The 23263-nt window shown below is 70.9% G+C and carries 18 protein-coding genes; 10 read left to right on the forward strand and 8 right to left on the reverse strand.

The window, feature by feature from the left end:
* Positions 1–433 precede the first annotated feature (433 nt).
* Positions 434–769 (forward strand): transposase, encoded by a 336-nt coding sequence (locus tag ACFV9O_RS30965; RefSeq protein ID WP_385423628.1) that lies wholly within the window; start codon positions 434–436, stop codon positions 767–769.
* Positions 770–891: 122 nt separating this feature from the next.
* Here ACFV9O_RS30965 and ACFV9O_RS30970 read toward each other — a convergent pair whose 3' ends face one another.
* The gene (locus ACFV9O_RS30970; protein WP_385423630.1) at positions 892–1662 is read right to left on the reverse strand and encodes a CBS domain-containing protein; all 771 of its coding nucleotides are present in this window, start codon (positions 1660–1662) and stop codon (positions 892–894) included.
* A gap of 276 nt (positions 1663–1938) precedes the next feature.
* Between ACFV9O_RS30970 and ACFV9O_RS30975 the strand changes: the two genes are divergently transcribed.
* The 7 genes from ACFV9O_RS30975 to ACFV9O_RS31005 all read left to right on the forward strand — a co-directional run bounded on the left by ACFV9O_RS30975 (position 1939) and on the right by ACFV9O_RS31005 (position 11547).
* Positions 1939–2814, forward strand: coding sequence for a universal stress protein (locus ACFV9O_RS30975; RefSeq protein ID WP_385423632.1), 876 nt, complete (start codon positions 1939–1941; stop codon positions 2812–2814).
* Positions 2815–2875: 61 nt separating this feature from the next.
* Entirely contained in the window at positions 2876–5275 is a 2400-nt protein-coding gene (locus tag ACFV9O_RS30980) for a glycoside hydrolase family 65 protein (RefSeq protein WP_385423634.1), read from the forward strand.
* Between the two features lie 361 nt (positions 5276–5636).
* Positions 5637–6050: a fasciclin domain-containing protein gene (locus tag ACFV9O_RS30985; RefSeq protein ID WP_385423636.1), complete on the forward strand. Its 414-nt coding sequence runs from the start codon at positions 5637–5639 to the stop codon at positions 6048–6050.
* Positions 6051–6121: 71 nt separating this feature from the next.
* Positions 6122–8725, forward strand: coding sequence for a cation-translocating P-type ATPase (locus tag ACFV9O_RS30990; protein WP_385423638.1), 2604 nt, complete (start codon positions 6122–6124; stop codon positions 8723–8725).
* Between the two features lie 292 nt (positions 8726–9017).
* The gene (locus ACFV9O_RS30995; RefSeq protein ID WP_385423640.1) at positions 9018–10415 is read left to right on the forward strand and encodes a rhodanese-like domain-containing protein; all 1398 of its coding nucleotides are present in this window, start codon (positions 9018–9020) and stop codon (positions 10413–10415) included.
* 23 nt (positions 10416–10438) lie between these two features.
* Entirely contained in the window at positions 10439–10801 is a 363-nt protein-coding gene (locus ACFV9O_RS31000; protein ID WP_385423642.1) for a rhodanese-like domain-containing protein, read from the forward strand.
* Positions 10798–11547 (forward strand): sulfite exporter TauE/SafE family protein, encoded by a 750-nt coding sequence (locus tag ACFV9O_RS31005; protein ID WP_385423644.1) that lies wholly within the window; start codon positions 10798–10800, stop codon positions 11545–11547. The genes ACFV9O_RS31000 and ACFV9O_RS31005 overlap by 4 nt, the downstream gene beginning before the upstream one ends.
* 38 nt (positions 11548–11585) lie before the next feature.
* Here the strand turns inward: ACFV9O_RS31005 and ACFV9O_RS31010 are convergent, their stop codons facing one another.
* Complete coding sequence (locus tag ACFV9O_RS31010; protein ID WP_385423646.1) at positions 11586–11873, reverse strand: metal-sensitive transcriptional regulator; 288 nt, start codon at positions 11871–11873, stop codon at positions 11586–11588.
* Between the two features lie 80 nt (positions 11874–11953).
* On the opposite strand from ACFV9O_RS31010, the gene ACFV9O_RS31015 reads away from it, so the two are divergent.
* Complete coding sequence (locus ACFV9O_RS31015; RefSeq protein ID WP_385423648.1) at positions 11954–12526, forward strand: rhodanese-like domain-containing protein; 573 nt, start codon at positions 11954–11956, stop codon at positions 12524–12526.
* A 172-nt stretch (positions 12527–12698) separates the two neighbouring features.
* Here ACFV9O_RS31015 and ACFV9O_RS31020 read toward each other — a convergent pair whose 3' ends face one another.
* Positions 12699–13322, reverse strand: a complete 624-nt coding sequence (locus ACFV9O_RS31020) for a hypothetical protein (RefSeq protein ID WP_385423650.1) — start codon at positions 13320–13322, stop codon at positions 12699–12701.
* A gap of 627 nt (positions 13323–13949) precedes the next feature.
* Between ACFV9O_RS31020 and ACFV9O_RS31025 the strand changes: the two genes are divergently transcribed.
* Positions 13950–14369 carry a CBS domain-containing protein gene (locus tag ACFV9O_RS31025; RefSeq protein ID WP_385423652.1) on the forward strand — a complete coding sequence of 140 codons (420 nt, stop codon included), beginning with the start codon at positions 13950–13952 and terminating at the stop codon, positions 14367–14369.
* A 35-nt stretch (positions 14370–14404) separates the two neighbouring features.
* On the opposite strand, the gene ACFV9O_RS31030 is transcribed toward ACFV9O_RS31025, so the two are convergent.
* From ACFV9O_RS31030 to ACFV9O_RS31050, 5 genes are read right to left on the reverse strand one after another with little or no spacing between them, the layout of a single operon-like run.
* On the reverse strand, positions 14405–15061 hold the full coding sequence (locus tag ACFV9O_RS31030) for a potassium channel family protein (protein ID WP_385423654.1): 657 nt from the start codon (positions 15059–15061) through the stop codon (positions 14405–14407).
* A complete protein-coding gene (locus ACFV9O_RS31035) occupies positions 15058–15717 on the reverse strand; it encodes a potassium channel family protein (protein ID WP_385423656.1) in 660 nt (219 codons plus the stop codon). The genes ACFV9O_RS31030 and ACFV9O_RS31035 overlap by 4 nt, the downstream gene beginning before the upstream one ends.
* Positions 15714–18530, reverse strand: coding sequence for a cation-translocating P-type ATPase (locus tag ACFV9O_RS31040; protein ID WP_385423658.1), 2817 nt, complete (start codon positions 18528–18530; stop codon positions 15714–15716). Before ACFV9O_RS31040 ends, ACFV9O_RS31035 begins: the two co-directional genes overlap by 4 nt.
* A 25-nt stretch (positions 18531–18555) precedes the next feature.
* Positions 18556–21240, reverse strand: coding sequence for a formate dehydrogenase subunit alpha (fdhF, locus tag ACFV9O_RS31045; protein WP_385423660.1), 2685 nt, complete (start codon positions 21238–21240; stop codon positions 18556–18558).
* Positions 21237–22922, reverse strand: coding sequence for an NAD(P)H-dependent oxidoreductase subunit E (locus ACFV9O_RS31050; protein ID WP_385423662.1), 1686 nt, complete (start codon positions 22920–22922; stop codon positions 21237–21239). Before ACFV9O_RS31050 ends, fdhF begins: the two co-directional genes overlap by 4 nt.
* Between the last annotated feature and the right edge of the window lie 341 nt (positions 22923–23263).

Consider the following 23263-nt stretch of genomic DNA (forward strand, 5'->3'; position numbering starts at 1 on the left):
CGGTGTGCTGGGAAACTAGCCCGCACCGTTCGGGAAGGGGCCGTCGGAAAAGGACCCGGGCCACGGGCACCTCGTCGGCGGCCTACTTCACTCCGGCGCTGGCAGCGGGATGGCACCTGGCACCGTATCTTCGAGCAACTGCAGGCCCAGGCCGACGCCGAAGGGCTGATCACCTGGGACGTCTCGGTGGACTCGACCATCGCCCGCGCCCACCAGCATGCGGCTGGTGCGCGCAAAAAGGGGATCTGCAGATCGAGCCGCCGGGTGGTGTCTTCACCGAGCCCGAGGACCACGGGCTCGGGCGCTCCCGGGGCGGGCTGACCACCAAGCTCCACCTGGCGGTCGAGCAGGCCCAGAAACCGATGTCACTGGTCATCACGGCCGGACATCGCGGCGACTCCCCGCAGTTCGAGGTGGTCCTGGGCGTATCCGGGTGCCCAGGCCTGGGCCAGGCCGCCCGCGCACCCGGCCGGACAAGGTCCGTGCTGACGAGGCGTACGGCTCCCGCGCGAACCGCGCCTACCTGCGCAAGCGCGGTATCCGCTGCCCCATCCCGGAGAAGCGCGACCAGAGCGCCAACTGCAAGAAACGCGGCTCCCAGGGTGGCCGGCCACCCACGTTCGACAGGGCCGACTACAAGGAGCGCCACGCGGTGGAGTGCGGAATCAATCGCCTCAAACGCCACCGCGCGGTCGCCACGAGATACGACAAGCTCGCCGTCCGCTACGAAGCGACCGTGCTGGTCGCAGCCATCAACGAGTGGCTGTGACCGGCACTTTCAAAACGCACCCTAGCACCGTCTGGGTCATGACATCGCTCACGATGTGCGGAGTCTCAGGCACTTCGGACCTCCTCCTTCGGGCAGCGCGCTGAAGAGACCACGCCCTCTGATCACGGTGACCTTTCCCAATGGATCGCGCCGTGCCCGGCGTCGTCGGGAGCGGATGGCGCCTTCTTCTGGGCGGGTCGCATGCCGGAGTCGTCATAGCGGTAGGTCAGCTTGTCGATGACGGAGACCACGCCGTCCACCTCCTGGGTCAGCCGGACCGCGACCTGGATGTCGCTGAACCGCTCCAGTTGTCCTTCAAGAGTGACCACACCGTCGATCACATGCACCTGTACCGCGTCCGGGGACAGCCACAGCGTCTGGTCCAGGACCTCGTCGACGATCTCCCGGCGGATGTCAGGGTCCGGCCGGAGGAAGACCTGCAGCAGGTCGCGGCGTGTCACGATACCCACCAGGCGGTCCTCCTCGTCGACCACCGGCAGCCGCTCGACGCGATGCTCCGCCATGGTGCGGGCGGCCACGGCGATGGTGTCCTCGGCCTTGACAGTGATCGCGGGGCGAGACATCAGCTCCCGGGCGCTCAGCGCGTGCGCCTTGGTGTCTGCCGTGCGTCCGCTGCCGGTGCCGCCGGACGGCGGTGTTCGCCACGCCAGCCGTGCGCTGCGGATGGATCCCGGCTCGGTCGGCACGCCCGCCTGGCGGACTATGAGGTCGCTCTCGGAGATCACACCGAGCACCCTGTCGTCGGTGTCGAGCACCGGCAGACCGCTGATCCGGTGCACCGCGAGCAGCTTGGCGACCTCCTTGAACGGCGTCTGCGGAATCACCGAGACGACGTCGTTCACCATCAGGCTGCCGATCTTGCTGTGCTTCATCGCTGGCTCCCTCTCGCAGGTGCGGCCCACTCGTGCCACTCGTCCTGCTCTCGGCTTCAGCCTCTGGCGAGAAAGCGCCCGGCTCCAGGGCCGTAAGGGGCATGGAGGTGGGCCGACCGGCCGTATGACTCCACCATCGCTGCAAACCGGACCGGTGCAACCGGGCCGAAGACCCCGGTCCGGGAGGCGGTGCTGCGTGTCGCGGTGGCCCCTGGGCGGTGCGACGGTATTCACAGGGGACGCTCGCAGAGGCCGGAAAGGAAGGCGGTGGGACGAATGGAACTCCCGCTGGTCGTGGGTGTCGACGGATCGGATTCCAGCCTGCAGGCGGTGGACTGGGCGGTGGACGAAGCGGCACGCCACGGGCTGCCCTTGCGTCTCGTCTATGCGTCGTTGTGGGAGCGGTACGAGGGCAGCCGCCCCTCCCTCAGTACCGATCGTCCTGCCGAAGAGATCATGGCGGAACACATCGTCGCCTCCAGCGCGGAGCGCGCCCGACTTCGTAATGCAGAAGTCAAGGTGTCGGGCGAGGTGCTGCCCGACGATGCCGTGTCCGTGCTGCTACGGGAAGGGCATGAGGCATCTGCCCTGGTCACGGGCGCCCGTGGGCGCAGCGAGCTTGCCGGGCTGCTGCTGGGGTCGGTCAGCCTCACGGTGGCGGCCCGCGCCGCGTGCCCGGTCATCGTGGTCCGTGGCTCGGAGCAGAACCGGCAGGGAACCTTCGGACGGGTGGTGGTCGGGGTAGGCGACACGACCGAGGGCTCGGCCGCCGTACGGTTCGCCTTCCGCGAGGCCGAAGCGCGCGGCTGCGCCCTGGAGGCCGTGCGGGCCTGGCGCCGCCCGGCCCGCGAGGACGCGGACCACCCCGTTCTCGCGGACGATGCCGCGCACACCCACAACGAACGCGCTTCGGCCACCCTCGACGACGCGCTGCGCGAGGCCGTACGGGACCACCCCCGGGTCGACGTGGAACGCCGACCGGTCGAAGGCCCCACCCACAAGGTCCTCCTGGATGCGTCGACCCACGCCGACCTGCTGGTCGTAGGCGCCCAGCGGCGGAACGGCCACTTCGGTCTGCAGCTCGGCAGGGTGGCCCACGCACTGCTCCATCACTCCGAGTGCCCGGTCGCTGTCATCGCTCAGCGAGTCTGAACCCGGCGCGTCGACTGTGCTCCCGCATACCTCGTGAAGGGAGAGGGGGTTGGGAGGGCGGATGTCGGAGTGGATCTGGGAGTACGAGGGCTACGATCCCGCAGCCGAGCGGCTGCGGGAATCCCTGTGCACGCTCGGCAACGGCTACTTCGCCACCCGTGGGGCCGTACCTGAGAGCCGGGCGAGCTTGATTCACTACCCGGCGACCTACGTGGCCGGATGCTACAACCGCCTGGAGTCCACCGTGGCCGGGCGCCCGGTGGTGAACGAGGATCTGGTCAATCTCCCGAACTGGCTGCCCCTGAGGTTCCGTCTCGGCTCCGCCGACGGCTCGGCGGCTCCGTGGTTCACCCCGGACACCCACACCGTCCTCGATCACCGGCACACCCTGGATCTGCGCCGCGCCATGCTCACTCGCACGTTCCGCTATCGGGACGACGCGGCCGGCGTGGTGAGTGCGGAGCAGATCCGTCTGGTGCACATGGCGGATCCTCATCTGGCCGTGCTGCGAACCGTCTTCACGGCCGAGGACTGGTCGGGAGAGATCGAAGTCGAGTCGGCGATCGATGGAGACGTCGTCAACGGCAACGTGCACCGCTACCGGTCCCTCAACCGGAGCCACCTGGCCCACGTACAGACGGGGGTGGAGGAGTCCGGCACAGTGTGGCTGCGCTGCCGCACCAACAGTTCCGACATCGGCATCGCCATGGCCGCCCGTACGGTCGTCACCGGGCAGCCGCCGACATCGTCGCGGCTGCATCCCGCTCGGCACCGGGCCGTCCGCCGCCTGGTGGTCCCCATCGCACCGGGCCGGCCCGTCGTTGTGGACAAGACCATGGCGCTGCACACCTCACGCGATGCGGCAATCAGCGATCCGCTCGGGGCAGCGGTCGACCGGGTGTCGGCAGCCGCCGACTTCCCCGCACTGATGGACTCCCATGTCACCGCGTGGGCCCAGTTGTGGCGGCACGCAGCGGTCCAGGTGCCCGGCCAGGCAGGCCGTGTCCTGCGCCTGCACCTGTTCCATGTGCTGCAGACCCTGTCGCCGCACACCGCGGACCTCGACGTGGGCGTGCCGGCGCGAGGGCTGCACGGTGAGGCATATCGCGGCCATGTCTTCTGGGACGAGCTGTTCGTGCTGCCGTATCTGAACCTGCACTTCCCGGAGGTCTCCCGCGCCCTGTTGAACTACCGCCACCGACGGCTTCCGCAGGCCTGCCGGGCGGCTGTTGAGGCGGGTCGGGCCGGGGCGATGTACCCGTGGCAGAGCGGCAGTGACGGCCGCGAGGAGACCCAGGAGCTGCATCTCAACCCCCGCTCCGGCCGCTGGCTGCCGGACCACTCCCGGCTCCAGCACCATGTCGGCTCGGCCGTCGCCTACAACGTGTGGCAGTACTGCGAGGCCACCGGCGACACCGAGTTCCTGCACACCAAGGGCGCGGAGATGCTGCTGCAGATCGCCCGCTTCTGGGCGGACGCCGCGGTCTTCGACCCCACGATGAGCCGTTACCGCATCCGTGGTGTGGTCGGCCCCGACGAGTACCACGACAGCTACCCGGGCGCCGATCTGCCCGGTCTGGACGACAACTCGTACACCAACGTCACCGCTGCCTGGGTCCTCAGCCGCGCCCTGGAACTTCTGCAGCGCCTTCCGGCATGGCGCCGGCAGGAACTGCTCGAGCGCGTGAACCTGGGCAGCGACGAACTCCCGATGTGGGAGGAGGTGTCCCGGCGGCTGCGGGTGCCCTACCACCAGGGCGTCATAAGTCAGTTCGAGGGCTACGGCGATCTCGCGGAGCTGGACTGGGACGCCTACCGGGAGCGGTACGACAGCATCCGGAGGCTGGACCGGATACTCGAGGCCGAGGGCGACACGGTCAACCGCTACAAGGCCTCCAAGCAGGCCGACGTCCTCATGCTCGGCTACCTCTTCTCGCCCGCCGAACTGCAGGATCTGTTTCACCGTCTCGGATACGACCTCGACGACGAGGTCTGGCGCAAGACCGTCGACTACTACCTGAAGCGCACCAGCCACGGCTCCACCCTCAGCGGACTCGTCCACGGCTGGGTCCTCACCCGGGTCCGACGGGCCGAGGCATGGAAGTACTGCCAGGAAGCTCTTGAGGCGGACATCGCCGATATCCAAGGCGGCACGACCGGCGAAGGCATCCACCTCGGCGCCATGGCCGGAACCCTCGACCTGGTCCAGCGCGGCCTGACCGGACTGGAGACCCGCGAGGACGCCCTGTGGCTGGACCCGGTGCCGCTGTCGGCGCTGTCCGAGTACGGGTTCTCGCTGCGTTACCGCGGCCACTGGGGCGTCAGCGTGCAGCTGCAGAGCGGACAGCTCCGGATCGGTGTGCCCGACTCGGAGGAAACACCGATCCGGGTGGTACTGACCGACCGGGCCGTCACCATCGCACCAGGGGAGACCTGCAGGCTCGTGCTGCCGGCAAGGTGATCCTTCCCGAGGACGGCAGCGAACAGATCAGCGGTCCAGTGCCCCGGTCACCGTGCCACTCCACGAGCCCGAAGTGCGCTCCCCTGCAGGGGCTGGTTACGTGGAAGTGTCGCGGTCCCATGGCCGGTCGGACGGCCATTGTCGGCACACTCACCAGGTCCGTCCCCCAAGGAGGGTTCACGATGAGGTTCATGGGAGCTTGCCGGGCGCAGACCGCCATGGCGGCAGCAGTCGCGGTTCCGCTCGCGCTCGGCGCCTTCGCCCCCAGACCTACGCACGGGAGCCGACTCCCGCTCCGACGGGAACATTCGGCCCCGACTGCTCGGAACTGCCCAAGAGCGGAGAAGGCAGTGTCGCCACCATGGCGAAGCAGAGGGTGGCGGATGCGGCGGCCGAAAGCCCCCAGCCGGCACAGCTGTCATCGGCGTTGACGAAGGCGAGGCTGGACAACACCCTCAACCAATCGGACAACATCCCCCTCTTCGCGCCCACCAACCACGCCTTCAACAGCTTGTCTCAGGCAGAGCGCGACTCGCTGCTGAAGGACCCGGAGCAGTTGAAGAAGGTACTGACCTACCACGTGGTGGACGACAACATCACACCGAGCCAGCTGCCGAACGGCTCGTTCCAGACGCTGGAAGGCTCCGAGCTCACCACCTCCGGCTCGGGTACCTCGTACAAGGTCAATGACACGGCCGACATCGTCTGCGGCAACATCACCACCGCCAACGCCACCGTCTGCCTCATCGACGCGCTCCTCACCCCGCCTGCCTGACCCGGAGCTGCTTCCATCGGCTGGTCAGGGGCATGAACCGGCGCAGGGGCGCCCGAAGGCCTGATGAGGACGTGGACGAACTCCGGAGCACGACACCCGAAGCAGCGGGTCTATCGTCGGTCGAGGCCGCGCGGCGGCTTGAGCGCCACGGGCCCAATGAGGTCCCGGAGGAGCCGCGAACCCCCGTGTGGCGGCGGGTGCTGCAGCAGTTGCGCGACCCGCTGATCCTGGTGCTGCTCGTGGCCGCCGCTCTGACGATCGCCACCGGCGATCTCACCGACGCCGCCGTGATTCTGCTCGTGATCACTGTGAACACCGTGGTCGGTGTCGTGCAGGAAGTACGGGCAGAGCAGGCGGTTCTCGCTCTGTCTGCCATGAGTGCCCCCGCCGCCAGGGTGGTACGGGACCACGAGGAACGATCCATCCCGGCTGTCGAGGTTGTACCCGGTGACCTGGTCCTGGTGGCCGAGGGCGACATCGTTCCCGCGGACGGAGACGTGCTGAGCGCGGCGTTGCTGCTGGCGGATGAGTCCTCGTTGACGGGCGAGTCCGTTCCGGTGGAGAAGGCTCCTGACAGTGACGCATCGCGCGGCAGGGTGTCGGCGGGCACGGTCATTGTCCGTGGCCGCGGCCGCGTCGTGGTCACCGCCACGGGAGCCGACAGCGCGCTCGGCCGGATCGCTTCCCTCATGGGAGCCGCGCCCGGTCTGACTCCGCTGCAGCATCGTCTGGCGAGGTTCGGCCGGGTTCTGGCAGCTGTCACCGTGGCTCTGTGTGCCGTGGTCCTTGCTCTCGGGCTGGTGCGCGGACAGCCCGTGGAGCTCATGATCGTGGCGGCGATCAGCCTTGCCGTCGCTGCTGTTCCGGAGTCCCTTCCCGCCGTCGTGACGCTCGCTCTCGCGCTGGGAGCACGGCGGATGGCGGACCGCAACGCCATCGTCCGCAGACTGCCCGCGGTGGAGACCTTGGGCTCCGTGACCGTGATCGCCACGGACAAGACCGGCACCCTGACCGAGGGACGAATGGCCGCCGAACGGCTGTGGACGCCACACGGAGAGGCCACTGTCATGGGTACGGGCTACGAGCCCGAGGGCCGGGTCGTCCGCGACGGCGAGACGGTCACGCCGGGCGACGCCCCTGACCTGGCGGCGTTGCTGCGCGTCGCGATGCTGTGCAATGACGCGGCGCTGGAGCCTCCGTCGGACCGCTTCACGGAGTGGCACGGGCTGGGCGATCCCACGGAAGCTGCCCTGCTTGCGGCCGGAGCCCGCCTCGGGCTCGGCCGGGCGGAGCTGGACCAGGAGCTTCCGCGTGTGGAGGAGCTTCCCTTCGACAGCGGCCGCAAGCGTATGTCGACCGTGCACCGTCCGCCTGAGGGCGGATTGCGGGTCGCGTGTAAAGGAGCGCCGGAGTCGCTGCTCCGGCCGGACGTCCTGGCCGACGGCCCTGACGTACTCGCTCGCGCCGCGGTTCAGGCCGAGGTGCTGGCACGCAACGGGTACCGAGTGCTCGCAGTCGCCTCCGCAGACCATGAAGAATCGGCGGAACAGCCCCGGACTTGGGAGTCCGGCCTGTCGCTACTGGGCCTCGTCGGCATCTTGGACCCGCCCCGGAGCGCGTCCGCAACGACCATCGGCGCCTGCAAACGGGCCGGTATCGTCCCCGTACTCATCACGGGCGATCACCCGCTGACGGCACGCGCCGTAGCCGAGCGATTGGGTATCGCCTCCCGGGACGAGGAGGTTACGACAGGCGAGCGGATCCGGGAAGGCACGGCGGGCGACCTGACGGGCGTATGTGTCTACGCGCGGACCACCCCGGAGCAGAAGCTGGACATCGTTCAGGCGTGGCGTGGGGCGGGGCACGTGGTGGCGATGACGGGGGACGGCGTCAACGACGGCCCGGCTCTGCGCCGGGCCGACATCGGCGTGGCCATGGGGCGGCGCGGCACCGAGGTGGCGCGCCAGGCGGCCGATCTCGTGCTGGCCGACGACAATCCGGCCACGATCGTGTCGGCCGTGGAGGAGGGGCGCCGTGTCTACGCGAACGTGCGCCGGTTCCTGCTCTACGCGCTCACCGGCGGCACCGCGGAGATCCTGGTCATGCTCCTCGGCCCCTTCCTGGGCATGCCGCTGCCGCTGCTGCCCGCGCAGATCCTGTGGATCAACCTGCTCACTCACGGCCTGCCCGGTGTCGCCCTCGGCGCGGAGCCCGTCGCCCCGGACGCGATGCGTCACCCGCCCCGGCCTCCCGAGGAGAGCGTGCTGGGCGCCGGCCTGTGGCCGCGGATCCTTTTCATGGGGGCATTCGTCGCCACGGTGACCCTTATTGCCGGGGTCTGGGCGCGGGAGACCGGCCGCCCCTGGCAGTCCATGATGTTCTTGATCCTCGGCGCGACGCAGCTTGGCGTGGCACTCGGTTCCCGGGCCCGTCCGGGCACCTTGGCCAACCCGTTCCTGCTGGTCGCCGTCGGCGCGGCCCTGATCCTCCAGGCGGCCGGTGTCTATCTGCCTCCCTTGCGGGCCGTGCTGGGTACCGAGCCGCTTCCACTCTCCGACCTGGCGATCGCCGCCGCGCTGTCCGGCCTCGGCCATGTCGTCATGCGTCTCCAGGCGCGGCTGTGGCCGGAGCGTCCACCGCGTGTGACGGTCCGGTCAAAAACCTGGGATCGCTGAGCCACCTGCTCCGGGGCATGGGCTCCGGCTCAGTCAGGGCGCCGAAGCCTTCGGCGGCGAATGCCACCCGGGCGTCGTGACTGTCTCGGCGAATCTTGCTTCAAGGCACGCACGCCGCGGTCACACCTCGCGGATGGGGCTCCTTCCGGGTGGCCGGGCGCCCCGGCCCACTGTGGGGATCGGTCGGTGCAGTGAGCGCACCGAGCTTCTCTCCCGAAATACCCCCGGGGGTAATTCTGCTACGGTGGATGCATACCCCCCGGGGTAAACCATCTGCGAGAGGAGTGGAGCCGTGTTCTTCATCGACACCGTTGAGGTCCCTGGGCTCGGCAACCGGAGCTATCTCGCGGGCGGCGCGGACGCCGCCGTGGCCGTCGATCCGCCCCGGGACATCGACCGGGTGCTGGAGGCCGCAGCCCGCCGCGGCGTGCGGATCACGCACGTCGCCGAGACGCACGTGCACAACGACTACGTGACCGGCGGCCTGGAGCTGGCCCGACTCACCGGGGCCGCCTACCTGGTACCCGCCGGGGCGCGGGTGTCGTACCCGCGGGTCCCGGTCGCCGACGGGGACCGGATCGAGATCGACACGGCCCTGGTGCTGCGCGCGCTGGCCACGCCCGGTCACACCCCGCACCACACCGCGTACGTCCTGGAGGAGTCAGGCGAGGCGGTCGCCGCCTTCACCGGCGGCTCGCTGCTCATCGGCACGGTCGGCCGTCCCGATCTGGTCGAGCCGGGCCTCACCGAGCGGCTGGCGCGCGCCCAGCACGCCTCCGCGCACCGGCTGGCGGACGCGCTGCCGGACGAGACGGCCGTTCTGCCTACCCACGGTTTCGGCAGCTTCTGCTCGTCGGCGCAGGCCTCGGGGGACGCCACGACCATCGGCAAGGAGCGGTTCACCAACGGCGCACTGGTCAAGGACGCCGACACCTTCGTCGCGGACCTGCTCGCCGGCCTGGACGACATACCCGCCTACTACGCGCACATGGGCCCGCTGAACGCGCGGGGGCCGGCGCCGGTCGACCTGACGCCGCCCGCCGTCGCAGACTCCGGGGAGATCGCCGAGCGGCTGGCCGCCGGTGAATGGGTGGTCGACCTGCGCAGCCGTGTCGCCTTCGCCGAGGGCCATGTCGCCGGATCGTTCAACTTCGAGGCGGCGGGCCAGCTGGCCACCTATCTGGCCTGGCTGATTCCCTGGGGCAAGCCGGTCACCCTGCTCGCCGAGTCGGCCGAGCAACTGGCCGGCGCCCAGCGGGAGCTCGTACGGGTCGGCATCGACCGGCCCGCCGCGGCCGCCACCGGCTCACCGGCCGACTGGGTGCGCTCGGGCGAGCGGTCCCGCTCCTTCCCGCGCTCCACCTTCGCCGGGCTCGCCGCCCGGGACGCGGCCGAGGCGTGGGTCATCCTCGACGTCCGGCGAGACGCCGAGCGGGCCAGGGCCCACATCGAGGGCTCGTTGCACATACCGCTGCACGAGCTGCGCGGACGGATCAGGGAGATACCGGACGGAGCCGTGTGGGTGCACTGCGCCGGCGGGATGAGGGCCGCGATCGCCGCCTCCCTGCTGGACGCGGTCGGCCGTGACGTCGTCGCAATCGACGACGGCTTCGACTCGGCCCGCGCGGCGGGCCTGCCCGTCGTGGAGAGCCGACCGGGGCACGATCGCCCCTCCACCACCGACTCGTGACGACTCGTCAACAGGAGCGAGGCATGTCTCTCTTCCGCCGAGGCCCCGGCCGGGTCGATCCCGCCGAAGCCCTCGATCGCACCCTCGGCCCTGGCGGTTCCGTACTGCTGGATGTGCGCGAGGCACACGAATGGTCCGCGGGCCACGCCCCGGCGGCCGTCCATCTGCCGCTCAGCGCACTCGATGCCGGGGCCGAGCTTCCCGCACCCGCCCGCGGCCGGCCGCTGGTGGTGATCTGCCGTTCCGGCAGCCGGTCCCGACACGCCGCACGAATGCTGGCCGCACGTGGCCTGGTGGCCGTGGACGTGACTGGTGGCATGGCCGCCTGGGCCGAGGCAGGTCTGCCCGTGGTGGACGGGCACGGCGCGAGCGGATCGATCGCGTGAGTGCGTTGCTGCTCGCTCTGACCGCCGGAGCGTTCGTCGGGCTCGCGCTCGGCGCCCTCGGGGGCGGTGGCGCCGTGCTGGCCGTCCCCGCTCTGATCCACCTGCTCGGGTTCACTCCGGCCGAGGCCACCACCGCGAGCCTCGTCATCGTCGCCGCCACCGCGGCCACCGGGTTGTACGCGCACGCTCGCGACGGCAACGTCCGGTGGGGCACGGGACTGCTGTTCGCCGCCGCCGGCGTGGTGCCTGCGGCAATCGGCGGCGCGCTCGCAGGCCGGCTGCACCCGGCCCTGCTGACCGGGGCGTTCGCCGTCGTCGCGGCCCTCGCGGCACTGCGGATGCTGCGTACGCCGACCGAAGCGGTCGAGGCCGACCGCGTCGTGTACAAGGGCCGGGCGGCGGCAGCCGGCGCCGGACTTGGGGCCGTCACAGGCGTCCTGGGGGTGGGCGGCGGGTTCCTCGCCGTACCGGCCCTGGTCGCCACCCTGGGCCTGCGGATGCGGACCGCCGTCGGCACCAGCCTCCTGGTGATCACCGTCAACGCGCTCGCCGCCCTGGCCACCCGTACCGGCACGGCGAACGCTCTCGACTGGTCGGTCGTCGCACCTTTCACCGGGGCCGCGATTCTCGGCGCCTGGGACGGCAAGCGCTGGTCGGGGAAGGTGAAGGCCGACGCGCTCCGGCGGATCTTCGCCCGCGTCCTGCTCGCGGTCGCCGGCCTCATGGTGATCGGGAGCCTCGTATGACACCCCACGCGACGCGTACGAGGCGCGTCAGGCGCGCATCAGGCGAGCGACAGGAAGAGCTTCTCCAGCCGCGCACGCATCTGCTCCCGGTCCTCCCCGTTCGCGCCCCTGGCCTCCATGTCGGTCAGGCACTGCTGCAGGCCCGTCGCGATGATTGCGAAGCCCGCCCGGTCGAGGGCGCGCGAGGCGGCGGCGAGTTGCGTCACGACCTCCTCGCAGTCGCGCCCCTCCTCGATCATCCGGATCACGCCGGAGATCTGGCCCTGGGCCCGGCGCAGCCGATTCAGCACGGCCCTCAGTTCAGCACCCGCGAGATCCAGCTCCACAACCACTCCCTACGTATACCCCTGGGGGTAACTTACTCCCTATGGGGCTTCACCAGCCAATGTCAAGGATGACAGCCGACATGCACACGACCGCCGCACTCACCCCCGCCCAGGCCCGCCCCCGACTGGGCGACCTGACCGTCATCGACGTCCGCACCCCCGCCGAATACGCTTCGGGCCACCTGCCCGGCGCGCTCAACATCCCGCTCGATCTGCTCGACCGCGCGCTCCCCGCGATCAGGCAGGCCGCGGACCGTGCCGATCTCCTCGTGGTCTGTGCCTCGGGAGCCCGCTCCGAGAGCGCCTGCGCGCTCCTCGCCGGACACGGCGTCCCCGCGGCGACCCTGACCGGAGGCACGAACGCCTGGGCGGACGAAGGCCATGAACTCCACCGCCCCGACGGCCCCGCCCGCAGGACATGGTCCATGGAGCGCCAGGTCCGTTTCACCGCGGGCGCCCTCGTGCTGACGGGCCTCGCCCTCGGCCTCCTCCACCCGGCCTGGCAGCTGCTTTCGGCGGGTGTGGCCGGCGGGCTCGTGTTCTCCGCCCTCACCAACACGTGCGGTATGGCCGCCCTCCTGGCCGTGCTGCCGCACAACCGGCCCCGGCGGGCCGACCTTGAGCGCACCCTGGCCGCCCTGCGCCGCCGCTGAATCCACAAGATCGGCGCGCGTTGAGGGTGTCCGAGTCCGCGCCGGTCCTGCGCGCCCGACGGACTGCCCCGGCCCTTGTCCAGCCGCAACATTCGACGTGACACACAGGTCGTTGAGGACGAGCAGGACGCGGCGGCTCATGATGCCGTCCTGCCGCTGGTGAGGGAGCGCGCTACCGGGGCTCCGGATGCTCTTGCATCTGGATGAAGCGTCCATGCCAGGTGTGGTACCAGACCGCGCCGGTGCGGGCGTTGACCGAGAGCATGCCGACGGTGTTGTCGCCACGTAGGGCGTGCAGCGTGTAGTAGCCGGGGAACGATTCGGGGTCGGCTGTGTGCAGTCCGGGTCGGTGTTCCCGCAGCCATGTGTCGGCGATCCGTACGGCCTGGCCGGGCTCGATTGTCGTGGCACCGGTCCGGTTGCGGGCGTGCATCCCGTAGGCGGTGTTCCACATCATGGCGGGGCCGAATTCCGGTTGGACGGTGCCGCTGTCCGGGTCGATGAGGACCTCGGTGGCGCCCTGGCCTTGGGGGTCGAGGAGTTCGGCGTAGTAGCCGTTGCTGAACTCCATGACTTCCCCGACGTGCAGGTCCCACTTGTCGGCGAAGTGCCCGGCCGCGCGCTCGGCTTCGTCCAGAGTGCGTACGGGGCCGTCCCTGGAGACCGCGCCCATCACTGCCGCGGGGCCGGGCCGGCCGAAGTCACTGCCGGCGACCCACACGAGCGAGGCGATCAGTGCGGCTACCGCGGCGACCAGCACGGTCAGTGGCAGCCAACGGCCGTGCGGCCTGGTCACCGGGGCCCCGGCCGGTGGGCGGCGAGGCGCTTACGTGCCTCTGAGTACGCGTCCGCGTCGATCTCGCCGGAGGCGAAGCGGCGGTCAAGGATCTCCTCTGGCGTTTCCCTCGGTGTCTTCCGAGGGTCCGTGGCGTTGTGGCGACCAGCCGAGTGCTGCGTCAGGCGCACGACCCCCCACACCACAAGGCCGATCAACGCGATCCACAGCAGGGGCATCAGGGTCATCCAGGCCCAGCCGCCATTCCAGTACATCACCGTGGCTCACCTCCTGTGACTCTTTCACTCTCCGCGCGCACCGGGAAGGACGCCAGAGCCCATCGGCCCCGCTGCCTGGGCCGCTCGGGCCCTCTGCGTCCACTTGGCGGCAGCTCGGCCCCTCGCGGGTCACGGTGGCCGGGGCCGGGGGATGCGGGTCTGGTCGGCTCCGGATCCCGGCTGGCCATGTCGGAGCAGCCGTGACCTGGCCGGCCTTCGCGGAGTGAGGGCACAGTGGTGGGTCGTGTCCTCTTCGCCGGCATGCGTACGGGATGCGCCGAACCCACACTGGCCTTATGGAGTTCCGGTCGGGGCGGGCCGGCTCTCTGGGCTTTCCCCGCGCCGATCTCGAGGCTCGAAGGAGATGGCCATGACCACTGCACGGGAGATCATGCATGCCGGTGCCACCTGCATCCAGGAGAGCGAGACGCTGGAGGACGCGGCGCGCCGGATGAGTGAACTGGACGTCGGAGCGCTCCCGATCTGCGGGCCGGACGACCGGCTCCACGGAATCATCACCGACCGCGACATCGTGGTGAAGTGTCTCGCCAAGGGCAAGGACCCGAAGACCATGACTGCGGGCATGCTCGAGCAGGGCAAGCCGATCACCATTGACGCCGAGGCTGACACCGACCAGGTCCTGCGGGCCATGGAGGAGCACAAGATCCGGCGGCTGCCGGTCATCGAGGATCATCGTCTGGTGGGCATGATCAGCGAGGCGGACCTCGCGCGTCGCCTGCCGGAGGAACAGGTGGGCCACTTCGTCGAGGTGGTCTGCGCGACCCACTGACCACTCGGCCGTGCCCTTGGTCGAGGCGGACGCCGTCACTGGAAGGCGGCGTGGATCTCCTGTTCGGTGGCGGCGTGGGAGACGACGAGGAGTTCGTCGCCGGGCTGGAGTCGCATCTCGGGGGTGGGGACCGTGGGTTGGCCTTTGCGGATGACGGTGGCGATGACTGTGCCTGCGGGGAGGGCGATCTCGGCGAGCGTGCGGCCTGCGGCGCGGGACTGCGGCGTGATGGCGGTTTCGATCACGTCGACGCCCGCTTTACTCAGACGCAGGAGTGCCACGGTGTCCGTGGCACCGGTGGCTTCCTCGATGAGGGAGATGAGGGGCGTGGCGGCGGGGACCGCGGTATCGACGCCCCAGCGCTGGTCGAAGAGCCAGATGTTCTCCGGGTCGTTGACGCGTGCCGCGACGCGGGAGACGGCGAACTGCCGCTTGGCGAGGAGGCTGATGACGAGGTTGTCCTCGTCGTTGCCGGTGGCGGCGATGACGAGGTCGGTGGTGTGCGCGCCTGCGTGTTCGAGTCGGGTGGGCTCGCAGGCGTCTCCGGCGATGAGGCGTACGGGAAGGCGGCCTTCGAGCTCGGCGATGCGGTCCTCGTCGATGTCGACGAGAGTGACGTCGTTGCGGGCAGCGGCGAGGACCTGGGCGATCTGGGTGCCCAGGCGCCCGGCGCCTGCGATGAGGGCCTTCATGTCCCCAGCTCCTTGTCCAGGAAGCCGCGCAGGCGGCCGAGGGCGGTGGCGGCGACGGCGAAGGTGACCAGGTCGCCGGGCTCGGCGGGAGTGTTGTGGGCGGGCACGAGCGAGCGACCTGCGCGGGTGACCTCCACGACGCGGATCTCGCCGTCCACGTCGAACTCGGTCAGCCGTCGTCCGGTGAGGTAGGCGGGGAGCTCGGAGCGGACCAGGAGCGTCTCGCCGTTGCCGAAGGTGAGTTCGGGCGTGAGGTGGCGGTGCAGCAGCATCTGGTGGATCTGGTGCACCGTCCAGCGGACGCTGGCGATGGTGGGGATGCCGAGTTCGCGGTAGATGTCGGCGCGGCGGGGGTCGTAGATGCGGGCGAGGACGATCGGGACCCTGTAGGTCTCCTTGGCTGTCCGGGCGCTGACGATGTTGCTGTTGTCCCCCGAGGTGACGGCGACGAAGGCGTCGGCGTGCTCGATTCCCGCCGCTTCCAGTACGGCGCGGCTGTACCCGTTGCCTTCGTGGAACTGGCCGGTGAAGCCGATCGGCAGCAGCCTGCGGGTCCTGGCGGCACGGTCGATGAGCCGTACGTCGTGGCCTTCGGCGACGAGTTGGACGGCAAGCGTGGATCCCACACGCCCGCAGCCCGCGATGATCACCCTCATCCCGCTTCTCCCTTCAGAGTCGCCGTCCGGTGGCGGCGCAGCCACGCCTTGCGGGCCTCCTCTGCGGCCAGCAGCAGTGCTCCGAGACCGGCGAGGACCGCCCAGTCGGCGGCGTCCAGCGGCGCGGTGTTGAAGACGGCCTGGAGTGGGGGCAGGTAGCTGATGGCCGCCATGAGGGCGATGCCGAAGCAGCCGGCGGCCAGCAGCCACGGGTTGGACAGCAGCCCGATCCGGAACACGCTCTGCCGGTCGGTGCGTACCGCGAGAGCGTTGAAGAACTGGCTGACCACGATCCCGGCCTGGACCATGGTGATCGCCTCGCGGTAGACGGTGTCGTCCTCGGTGAAGTCGGCGTACGGGATTCCGGAGGCGTGGATGTGCCAGAAGAACACGGCCGTCACGCCGAGGGCCTGGATGCCGCCCAGGAACAGGATGCGTCCCATCACCACGGTCGAGAAGAGCCGTTCGCGCCGGGAGCGCGGCGGCCGGTCCATGACATCGGGCTCGGGCGGTTCGGCGCCGAGCGCGAGGGCGGGCAGGACGTCGGAGCCGAGGTCGATCGCGAGGATCTGTACGGCGGTGATCGGGACCAGTGGGAAGCCGGCGAAGGTCGCGGCCAGGATCGGGACGAGCTCGGCGATGTTGTGGCTGAAGAGGTAGACCAGGAACTTGCGGATGTTCTGGTAGACCGATCGGCCGAGTCTCACCGCCGTGGTGATGGAGGCGAACGAGTCGTCCAGCAGCACCATCACCGCCGCCTCCCGGGCGACATCGGTGCCGGAGGCGCCCATCGCCACGCCGATGTCCGCGTGCTTGAGCGCCGGGGCGTCGTTCGCTCCGTCGCCGGTGACCGCGACGACCTGGCCGCGCCGCTGCAGGGCGGTGACCACCCGCATCTTGTGTTCGGGGCTGACCCGGCACAGCAGCAGCTCGCCGGATGCGGCGAGCAGGGCGTCAAGGCCGTCGTCGTCGAGTGCGTCCAGCCGCGTGCCGGTCACGATCGTGGGCGCGGACTGCCGCACGATCCCGACGCGGCGGCCGACCGCCTCCGCGGTCAGCGGGTGGTCGCCGGTGACCATGACGATGCGGATCCCGGCCCGTCGGCAGGCGCGCACGGCGTCGCTGACTTCGGGGCGTGGGGGGTCGAGCATCCCGACCAGGCCAAGGAACGTGAGCTCCGCTTCGATCTTGTCCTGGGCGGGGTGGGGGTCGCCCACGCGCCGCGACGCGGCCGCCAGTACGCGCAGCCCTTGGGAGGCCAGCTGGTCGTTGGCGGCGGTCACCGCCGCGCGGAGTTCGTCGGTCAGCGGCTGCCGCTCGCCTCGCCAGTCGATGGCGGTGCAGCGGGCCAGGAGTTCCTGCGGTGCGCCCTTGACATAGGCGTCGTTCCCGTCGGGTCTCTTGTGCACGGTGCTCATCAGCTTGCGGGCGGAGTCGAAGGGGTACTCCGCCACACGTGGCGCGGCGGCTTCCTCGGCGGCCAGATCAAGTCCGGCCTTCGCCGCGGCGACGAGCAGCGCCCCCTCGGTGGTGTCGCCGAGCACCCGCCAGCCCTCGCGGTCCGACTGGGGGCACCTCCCAGCGTTGGCTGGGGGAGGGACGAGCCGGGCGTTGCAGCACAGTGCCGCCGCACGCAGCAGCCCGCGCACCGGCTGCGGGTCGGTGACATCCCCGACAGGCGCGTACCCCACCCCGGACACGGCATGCGGTACGCCGCCGGCCCATACCCGGACCACGGTCATCTCGGCCTGGGTGAGCGTCCCTGTCTTGTCCGTGCACACCACGGTGGTGGATCCGAGCGCCTCCACCGCGAGCAACTGCTTGACCAGGGCGTGCTGACGGGCCATGCGCCGTACGCCGATCGCCAGCGACACCGACAGCGTCGCGGGCAGCCCTTCGGGGACGAGCGCGACCATCACCCCGAGCGCGAACACGAAGGTCTCCACGAACGGCTGCCCGGTGGGCACGCGTACGGCGAACAGGGCCGCTCCGATCGCCAGTGCCGTGCCCGCCACCCGGCGGGCCATCGAGGCGACCTGGCGCTGCAGCGGGGTCTTCTGCCGCGGCGCTGCTGCGGCGAGCCGGAAGATGCGTCCGAACTCCGTATCCTCGCCGGTGGCGAACACCACGGCCTTCGCGGAGCCGGCCACGACATCGGTGCCCATGAAGACGCAGTTGCGGGCCTGGAGTACCGGGCCGTCCGCCACCGGTTCGACCGTACGTGCGACGGCATCGCTCTCCCCGGTCAGGGCCGCGTTGTTCACCGAGACGTCGTGCGCCTCCACCAGGCGGCAGTCCGCCGGCACCGCGTCCCCGGCTTCCAGGACGACGACGTCCCCGGGCACCAGCTCCCACGCGGGCAGCTCCCGCCGCTCCCCGTCGCGAAGCACCCTGCAGGTGTGCGGCACCATCGCCTGCAGCGACTCCGCCGTCCGCTCAACCGAGTACTCCTGCGCGAAGCCGATGGCCGCGTTCAGCACCACCACGGCCAGAATCGCCACGGCCAACTGCAAGGTGCCCACATCACCCGGCTCCTGAAGTCCGTACGCCAGAAACGTGATCGCCGACGCGACCAGCAGCACCACGGCGAAGAGATCGGTGAACTGTCCGACGAGGTCTTGCCACAGCCCCCTCCGCCCTGCGGGCGGCAGCTCGTTGGGCCCGAACCGCTTGCGCCGCGCCGCCACTTCTGCCGAGGGCAGTCCCCGTGGTGAGGTGTCCAGCGCGACGAAGACGTTTCCGGTCGGCAGGGTCTGCACCGCCGGGCCGCAGGCGCCGTCACCAGGCGTCAGTACGGGGGTTCCGGTACGCATCGCTGTGCGCCTTTGCAGGACGCGGTCACGGCGCGGCGACCCGTACGGCCGTGACCTTGTACTCGGGGCAGGAGGTGACGGTGTCCGCGTGGTCGGAGGTGAGGCGGTTTACTCCGCTCGTGGGGAAGTGGAAGGAACAGAAGGCCTGGCCGGGGGGTGTCTGTTCGCTGACCCGGGCGATGAGGCTGGCCTGGCCGTGCCGGCTCTCCACGGTGAGCTGCGTGCCGTCCCGCACGTCGTACCGGGCGGCGTCGTCAGGGTGGAGGTCGAGGCGGTCGACCGGATCGAGTGCGAGGTTGCCGCCGCGTCGGGTCATGCTGCCGGAGTTGTAGTGGGCCCAGCGCCGCCCGGTGACCAGGACCAGCGGGTAGTCGTCGTCGGGCTGCTCGCCGGGCGGGAGATAGGGTGCTGCGGCCAGGTGGGCCCTCCCGTCCGGCGTGGCGAAGTGCTTTGTGTACAGCTTGGCTTCCCCCGGCCGGTCGGGGTCCGGGCACGGCCAGGGCACAGCATCCTCGCGGTCCAGGCGGTCGTGGGAGAGCCCGGCGAAGACGGGCGCGACCCGCCCGCACTCGGCCAGGGTCGCGGCCGGCGTCGGGCAACCGATGTCGATGCCCATGGCCGTCGCGACGGCGTGCACGACGTCAAAGTCCGCACGTGCCTCTCCTGGCGGGGGCACGGCGGGGCGGACCCGCTGGAACCGGCGGTCGAAGTTGACGAAGGTGCCGTCCTTCTCCAGCCAGGAGGCGACCGGCAGCACGACGTCGGCGTGGCGGGCAGTCTCGGACAGGAACAGTTCGTTGCACACCACGAGCGGGCACGCTTCCAGGGCTTCGGCCACCCGGTTCGCGTCGGGATCGGTGGCGCAGACGTCCTCGCCGATGACCCACAGCGCCCGTAGGTCCCCGGCCCGTGCGGCGGCGAACATGTCCGGGATCCGCAGGCCGGGGCGTTCGGGAACCGGTACGCCCCACACCGCTTCGGCCCGGGCTCGTACGGCAGGGTCGGTCACCTTCCCGTAGCCGGGCAGGAGGTCCGGCAGCGCACCCATGTCGGAGGCGCCCTGGACGTTGTTCTGGCCGCGCAGCGGGTTGACGCCGTGCCCGCGGTCGGTGCCCACGGCGCCGCGCAGGATCGCCAGGTTGGCCAGGGACCGCACTCCGTCCGTGCCGTGCAGGTGCTCGGTGACGCCGAGGCCGTAGACGATCGCGGGTCGTTCGGCCCGTCCGTAGAGCCGGGCGGCGGCGACCAGGTCCGCGGCGGGTACCCCCGTGATGTCCGCGACCCGATGGGGCGGGTAGTCGTCCAGCAACTCGGTGAGTTCCGGAAGCCCCGTTGCCCGCCGGCGCAGGAACTGCTCATCGGTCAGTCCTTCGGCGAGCAGGACGTGGGCGAGCCCGTGGAAGAGCGCCACGTTGGTGCCGGGGCGGGGGCGCAGGTGCACGTCGGCATGCAAGGCGAGGCCGACGGCGCGGGGGTCGGCGACGACCAGTTTCGCCCCGTGAAGCACGCGCCTCAGCAGCCGCGCTCCGACCACCGGATGGGCCTCGACGGGGTTGGCTCCGACCACCAGCAGGCAGTCGGCCCGCTCGACGTCGTCGAAACTGTCGGTGCCGCCGGAGAGTCCGAAGGAGGCCGTCAGGCCGGCGGCGGACGGGGAGTGGCAGAGCCGGGAGCAGTTGTCGACGTTGTTGGTGCCGATGGCGACGCGCATGAACTTCTGGATGAGGTAGTTCTCCTCGTTTGTGGCGCGGGCCGAGGAGATCGCCGCCACCGCGTCCGGGCCGCCGGCGTCAACGGCTGCGCGTAGCCCCCGGGCGACATGGCCGAGTGCCTCGTCCCAGCCGACCGGCTCCAGGTTGCCGTCGCGGCGAAGCAAGGGCTGAGTGAGCCGTTCGGGGGAGGTGAGGTATCCGTGGGCGAAGCGGCCCTTGACGCATGCGTGCCCCTGGTTGACCGGGCCGTCCCGGGCCGGCAGCACGGCGGTGACATCGCCGCCGCGGGAGACGACGTCCAGTGCACACCCGACGCCGCAGTAGCCGCAGGTGGTGCGCGTTACGGCCGCCGGGCGGCGGGCGGAGGTGAGCCCACGCCCGGGGCCGGGCTCGGTGATCGCCCCGGTCGGGCAGGTGTCGACGCATCCGCCGCAGGCCACGCAGTCCGACTCGGCCCAGGGCCCGCCGGTGCCGGGGGCGACGACGGTGTCGGCGCCCCGGCCGATCAGGGTGAGGGCGAAGGTGCCCTGCACCTCGGCGCACATGCGGACACACCGGCCGCAGGCGATGCACAGGTCGCGGTCGAGGTGGACGTACGGGTGCGAGTCGTCCGCTCCCCGGCCTCCGGTTCCCTGTGCCGCCTCGGGGCCGATGCCCATCGACCGGCAGAGCTGGGCCAGCTCGCTGGGGTTGTCGTCGGCGAGGGCACGGGGCGGCAGCGCGGAGGCGATGACCTCCACTGCCTCCCGACGTAGCTGCCGAAGATCGTCAGTGACCGTTTCGACCCGCACCCCGGATGCGGCCGGGGTCACGCACGCCGCTGCGATCCGCCCATCGGCCCGTACAAGACACGTACGGCAGGATCCGGCAGGGCTGAGCCGGTCGTCGGAACACAGCGCAGGCAACTCGCCTCCGGCCGCCCGCACCGCCGCGAGCAGTGAAGCTCCATCGGGCACGCTGACGCCCGTGCCGTCCACCTCGATTTCGATCCTGGTCATGGGGACCATCCCGCCAGTCGGTCTCCATAGGCGCGGGCGAGGCTGCGTACGGCGGGAGGGATCCGCCGCCCGAAGGCGCACAGGCTCGCCTCGGCCAGGACATGCGACAGCCGTTCCCACTCATGTCCGGGCGGAGTGCCGGCGGACGCCAGCTCCAGGCCGCGGCGCGAGCCCACGCGGCAGGGTGAGCAGGCGCCGCAGCTTTCTGCGGCGCCGAACTGCCAGACATGACGCATGACATCCTCCGGAACCACGCGCTGGTCGAAGGCGACGAGGCCGGCATGGCCAAGGGATGCCCCCCGAGCGTCGAGGTCGGCAGCGGTCAGCGGCACATCCAGCGCGTCGGGGGCGAGGAAGCCGCCCAGTGGCCCGCCGACCTGGAGAACGGTCAGTTCGGAGCCGTCTTTCAGGCCGCCGCCCAGCTCGGTGACGATCCGCTCCACCGGGGTGCCGAGCTCGACCTCGTAGGCGCCGGGCCGGGCGAACCGCTCCGACAGGCAGACCAGCTTCGTCCCGGTCTCGTCGGGCGTTCCGCGTCGGGCGTACGCCTCACCGCCCCGGGACACGATCCACGGGACGGCTGCCAGGGTCTCGACGTTGTTCACCACGGTCGGCGCGTCCCACAGCCCGCGCTGGGTCGGGTAGGGCGGGCGCGGCCGGGCACAGCCCCGGTCCCCCTCCAGGCTCGCGATCAGCGCGGTCTCCTCACCGGCGACGTACGACCCGGCGCCCTGCACCACCTCGACGTCCAGGGCCGTGTCCGTGCCGTGCACGGACAGGCCGAAGTGCCCCTCGGCGTACGCCTGCTCGACCGCGTCCCGTATCCGTGCCAGCGCACGCGGATACTCCGAGCGCACCAGCACCACACCCCGGCGGGCCCCGCACGCGAAGCACGCCAGAGCCAGGCCCTCCAGCACACGTTCCGGATCCGTCTCCATCAGCAGCCTGTCGGCGTACGAGCCGGGATCCCCCTCGTCCCCGTTGACCACCACCACGGTGCCGGGCGCCCGGCCGGCCGCCTCCCACTTCGCGGCCACCCGGAAGCCCGCACCACCACGCCCCCGCAGTCCGGAGGCCGCCACTTCCAGCTGTACCTCGTCAGGAGTGCCTGCCGTCACCATTCGCGGCCAGACCTGCCACGCGGGCTCACCTGCCACCACGCCCTGCAGCAGAACGGGGTCGCCGGTGTCGTCGGCCGCCGGGATCTCCGGCGCCTGCGAGGGCTCGCGCCCCGCGAGCTGATCGGCCAGCGTCGGGCCGCTACAGGGCGTGTCACCGTCGAGCGCCGCAGGCCCCGTGTAGCAGTACCCCAGACAGCGCACGGCCTGCAACGACGTTTCCCCGTCCGGTGAGGCCGTGCCTGCGGTGATGCCCAGCTCGCGTTCCACATCGTCGAGATGCCGTCCGGCCTGCGATGCGAAGCACGCCGTCGCCGTGCAGAGCCGGACGTGACGGCGGCCGTGCGGGGCGGCGAGGTCCGCGTAATACCCGGCCGGTCCGAGCGCGGCGGCGGCGGGCAGGCCGAAACCGGCGGCGACAGCCGGAGCCCAGACCGCGGCACTGACCGCCGTTCCCGCCCTGGCCTCGGAAAGCGACGCGATCAACCGGTCTCCCGGCCGCCCACGCCGGTCGGCCAGGGCCCGAAACGCGTCGAAACGGTCCGCAGGATCCACGGGAACCATGCCCTCATCGTGGAGGCAGCCACACGAGCCCGCATCCCCGACACCGCCGTGCGGTAGGACTGCGTCAGCGTGGCCACCCGCGTGGGGACGGCGTCCCACCGGGCCGCCGTCGCTCGAGAAACGGCCGCCAGGCCTCTGCATCACGCCGCTCCGTGCGAGAGACGTTCGATGTCCCGCTCGCGCGAGGCATCGTCGACAGAGTGTCACACATCGGCAGAGATGGCAGGAAAGCTGGGCCTGTCGGCCCTGGTCCTTCGGCCCTGAATCCCGCAGGATCTGCCATGACGGGGCCGCCGATGCGCCACCGCAGGCAGCATGTCACCGCACGGCGCAGGCGGCGC

The organism is Streptomyces sp. NPDC059909 (genome assembly GCF_042730885.1).
Taxonomy (GTDB): Bacteria; Actinomycetota; Actinomycetes; order Streptomycetales; family Streptomycetaceae; genus Streptomyces.

Excerpts from the sequence above, each read along its gene's own strand:
- ACFV9O_RS30970 (WP_385423630.1), bottom strand. The coding sequence starts at position 1,662 with ATGAAGCACAGCAAGATCGGCAGCCTGATGGTGAACGACGTCGTCTCG.
- ACFV9O_RS30975 (WP_385423632.1), top strand. The coding sequence starts at position 1,939 with ATGGAACTCCCGCTGGTCGTGGGTGTCGACGGATCGGATTCCAGCCTG.
- ACFV9O_RS30980 (WP_385423634.1), top strand. The coding sequence starts at position 2,876 with ATGTCGGAGTGGATCTGGGAGTACGAGGGCTACGATCCCGCAGCCGAG.
- ACFV9O_RS30985 (WP_385423636.1), top strand. The coding sequence starts at position 5,637 with ATGGCGAAGCAGAGGGTGGCGGATGCGGCGGCCGAAAGCCCCCAGCCG.
- ACFV9O_RS31000 (WP_385423642.1), top strand. The coding sequence starts at position 10,439 with ATGTCTCTCTTCCGCCGAGGCCCCGGCCGGGTCGATCCCGCCGAAGCC.
- ACFV9O_RS31015 (WP_385423648.1), top strand. The coding sequence starts at position 11,954 with ATGCACACGACCGCCGCACTCACCCCCGCCCAGGCCCGCCCCCGACTG.
- ACFV9O_RS31025 (WP_385423652.1), top strand. The coding sequence starts at position 13,950 with ATGACCACTGCACGGGAGATCATGCATGCCGGTGCCACCTGCATCCAG.
- ACFV9O_RS31030 (WP_385423654.1), bottom strand. The coding sequence starts at position 15,061 with ATGAAGGCCCTCATCGCAGGCGCCGGGCGCCTGGGCACCCAGATCGCC.
- ACFV9O_RS31035 (WP_385423656.1), bottom strand. The coding sequence starts at position 15,717 with ATGAGGGTGATCATCGCGGGCTGCGGGCGTGTGGGATCCACGCTTGCC.
- ACFV9O_RS31040 (WP_385423658.1), bottom strand. The coding sequence starts at position 18,530 with ATGCGTACCGGAACCCCCGTACTGACGCCTGGTGACGGCGCCTGCGGC.
- fdhF (WP_385423660.1), bottom strand. The coding sequence starts at position 21,240 with ATGACCAGGATCGAAATCGAGGTGGACGGCACGGGCGTCAGCGTGCCC.
- ACFV9O_RS31050 (WP_385423662.1), bottom strand. The coding sequence starts at position 22,922 with ATGGTTCCCGTGGATCCTGCGGACCGTTTCGACGCGTTTCGGGCCCTG.